This window comes from Micromonospora marincola, from assembly GCF_056150385.1.
The window spans coordinates 1-3,641 of sequence record NZ_JAXCFT010000041.1 but is presented as its reverse complement, the minus strand read 5'-3'; the positions used below and the strand labels follow the sequence as shown (position 1 = coordinate 3,641).

Sequence of the window (3,641 nt, the reverse complement as noted above, 5' to 3'; positions counted from 1 at the left end):
TGCCTCCGCGCCCCTTCCGGCACCTGCTCCAGCTTCGTGTTCCTGCCCATGCACACCTCCGCGATCAAGGTGTTGCGACGACCGGTTGAAACCGCCCTGACTGCCCGCGTCGCTGTGATGGACCAGGCCCGCCCCGACCGGCTGGCCGGCGCGGTCACGGCGCCACAACCCCATGTCCAGGGCGGCCAGGACCAGCGGGGTGCGCTTGTTCGTCGCCGCGGACCAGCCCACGATCGCCCTGGAGTAGATGTCGACGACGAACGCCACGTAGACAACGCCGGACCAGGCCGCGACGTGGGTGAAGTCCGCAACCCAGCACCGATTCGGCCGGGCGGCGGTGAAGTCCCGGTTGAGCAGGTCGGCGGCCCGTTCATGCCCAGGATCAGCGGTGGTGGTGCGGATCTTCTTGCCCCGCACGACACCGGCCAGACCGGCGACACGCATCAACCGCTCGACCGTGCACCGGGCCGTCGGGTGCCCCTGGCGGCGCAGCTCATGCCAGACCTTGCGAGCTCCATAGACGCCGTAGTTCGCCGAGTGGATCTCCCGGATGAGTTCCGTCAGCTGCGCATCACGCACCTGCTGCTTCGACGGCGGACGCTTCTTCGCCGCCCAGAAGCCGCTCGGGGTGATCTGCAACCCGTGCCGGCGCAGCACGCGGCAGATCGGCTCGACCCCGCCGAAGCGGTCCCGATGCTCGTCGACGAAACTCACGAGCGTGTCGTAGGCCGGTCGGTGAAGTCGGCCCAGGGCGCGGTGCCAGCCCGTGAGGGCTGGTCCGTTTCCCCGGGCCGCTTCCCGAACCCGGCGTGCACCTTTCAATGCACCGGGCTCTCCACAAGGCCCGTTGTTCCGTGTGGTTCCTCGTCAGGCGACCGGCCAGGGCGACGGGATGATCGATCCGCGGTAGCGATACCGGGTAGTGCCCAGCGTCTCTGGGTCGAACAGTTCCCGCTGCCCGCGCGGCCACCAGCCGCCGCCGCAGTACTGACGGCGTAGTTCCTTCCAGGTGGACCGGCGGTGTTTACGTCGCAGCCATCGCCACACCGTCTGCCACAGGTAGTGGCTGAGATAGGCGAAGGTCGCGGACGACACGCCGGGCCGGAAGTAGGCGCACCAGCCGCGAACTGCCTGGTTGAGCCGTCGGATCAGCTCGTCCACTGGCTGGTTCACCTCGACCTGCCGGCACAGCGTCTTCACCTTGGCCATGACCGCGTTCAGCGACTTCTTGGCCGGATAGGTGTAGATGAAGTATCGATTGGTTCCCTTCTTGCGATGACGCTGGATGCGCCACCCGAGGAAATCCACGCCCTCGTCGATGTGGGTGATCAGAGTCTTATCGGGCGACAGGCGCAAGCCCATCGTCGACAACACCCCGGCGATCTCATCCCGCAGCATCACGGCGTCGGACTGGCTGCCTCTGATCATCAGGCACCAGTCGTCGGCATACCGGACCAGCTTGAAGTTCGGTAGGCCCCGCCGCAGCCGCCCAGCCCTCACGCCAGGGCTGGAGTTCGGACCTCCGGGCTGTTGGGCGATGTGCTCGTCCAGCACCGCCAAGGCGACGTTACTGAGCAGCGGGGACAAGATCGACCCTTGCGGAGTCCCGGCGTTGGTTTCCCGAAGTTCGCGATCCTCGCCGAGGATCCCGGCCTTCAGGAACGCCTTCACCAGGCCCAGAACGCGCTTGTCGACGATCCGGCCACGCACCCGACCCATCAGGGCCGTGTGGTCGATCTCGTCGAAGCAGGCCTTGATGTCACCTTCCACGATCCACTCGTAGCGGCGTGGATTCGTGGCCAGGTAGCGGATCTCGGCCACCGCGTCATGAGCCCGGCGTCCCGGGCGGAACCCGTAGGAACACGGGAGGAAATCCGCCTCGAAGATCGGCTCCAACACCAGCTTCAAGGCTGCTTGAACCACCCGGTCGGTGATCGTGGCAATCCCCAACCGGCGCAGTTTCCCGCCCGGCTTCGGAATCATCCGTTCCCGCACCGGCAGCGGCCGGAAACTCCGGTCCTTCAAGGAGGCCCGCAGCCCGTCGAGGAACTCCTCGACACCGACTCGCAGCACGACGGACAACGCTGTTCGGCCGTCCACCCCGGCGGTCTTGGCACCCTTGTTACTCCGCACCCGGTCCCACGCAACCAGCAGGAACGCAGGATCGGTGACGAGGTTGAACAGGTCGTCGAACGCTCGATGAGGATCATCACGAGCCCAACGGTGCAGCTTGGTCTGGATCTCCAGTACCCGGTCCTCAGCCCGCAACAGGGCCAACTCCGGATCGTCGGTGTTCACCGGCGACATCCCTCCTGGCATTCCGGTATCCGCACTGCGTGTCTTGCTGGCCCCCTTCGCCCTGTGTCCGGCTCTCCCGGACCCCGGCGGCGGGTCGTCACGCCCGCGACTACTACGAGGCCTCCGCCCCGACCGGCACCCATCAGCGGCAACACGCCTGCCCAGCCCGCGCCCTGGGCGGACGGGCACCGGGCGAACGCCGGTCGGTTCCCACGTTCACCAACAATCGATCGGCCAGGGAGGCGCCCAGCTCTACTCCGGCAGCATCGCCACGGCTACGCCGCAGACCTTCACCATGGCCTCCTCACCGCTGGAGCTAAACGGCTTCGGAGTCCACCCCACGGCCAACAGCCCGGGGGGTGGTGCGCTGCACACCGGCCCGTATCCACCAGATTGGAGCCGGCTTCGCTGTTACGGAGCGTCAGACACTGGTTCACTTCCGTTACACCTTCTGGCCTCGCCTCGGCGAGCCCGCACCGTCTGGCAGTCCCGGCACGTCTCGCCTTCGTCAGGGCCGCTTGCCACCCTCACCGCCATTGCGCAGATCAGGCTGCCCACAGGCTTCAACCAGGTCGCTGCGACGACCCGGCGGAAAGGTCTCTCACCCTCCTCGATCAATCAGCGCTACGTGGCGCACAGCTCGGCCGCGAAGAAAGCCGAAGCGGCCTTCAAGATCTCATTCGCCCGCCGCAACTCGGCGTTCTCCCGCCGCAGCCGCTTCAGCTCCGCCGACTCCTCCGACGTGACCCCGAGCCGCTGCCCGTCGTCGACCTGCGCCTGACGGACCCACTTGCGCAACGTCTCGGCCGTGCCGATCCCCAACCGAGCCGCCACCGCGGTGATCGCCGACCAGTCCGACTCGTAGTTCGGCCGCACCTCCGCGACCATCCGCACCGCCCGCTCGCGCAGCTCCTGCGGATACGGCTTCGTTCCTGCCATCTCTCGATCCTTCCCAAGCGGGGAAGTCTCTACAAGATCCGGGGCGGTTCAGACGTCGTGACGGCGTCGGCCCGGGCTGTGCGCTCTCAAGGCAGGACTGTGATGAGCCACGATCCGCTGCAACGGACCGGGCAAGCTTCTGATCAAGCCACCGAGAGGGACAGGGCCGGCGCCCGACCGCGGACCGGATGGGCAGATCTCACTGAGAGCACCTCGTGGGGCCACCATTTTCATGAGCCACACCCAGCCGCGATCATGACGCTGACCCTGCCAGCCAGCCCCAGGCCAGCCAACACCTACCTTCACAGCCATTTTCATCCTGCGTAGCGGTTGGTTTCGACGTGGTGCAGGACGAGGATTGCTTGGACGATCGCGGTGGCCCGGCGTGGGCAGCAGCGCAGCTT

At 66.9% G+C, this 3,641-nt stretch carries 2 protein-coding genes and 2 pseudogenes; all 4 read right to left on the bottom strand.

Annotation, left to right across the window (positions count from 1 at the left end):
* Positions 1-714: IS3 family transposase (locus tag SM450_RS30930; RefSeq protein WP_474623311.1), on the bottom strand; the 714-nt coding region annotated here is incomplete at its 3' end.
* Between the two features lie 153 nt (positions 715-867).
* On the bottom strand, positions 868-2,298 hold the full coding sequence (gene ltrA, locus SM450_RS30925; protein ID WP_474623310.1) for a group II intron reverse transcriptase/maturase: 1,431 nt from the start codon (positions 2,296-2,298) through the stop codon (positions 868-870).
* A 637-nt stretch (positions 2,299-2,935) separates the two neighbouring features.
* A pseudogene (locus tag SM450_RS30920) lies at positions 2,936-3,237 on the bottom strand (transposase); the annotation flags it as partial.
* A 314-nt stretch (positions 3,238-3,551) separates the two neighbouring features.
* Positions 3,552-3,641, bottom strand: a pseudogene (locus SM450_RS30915) (IS5/IS1182 family transposase); the annotation flags it as partial.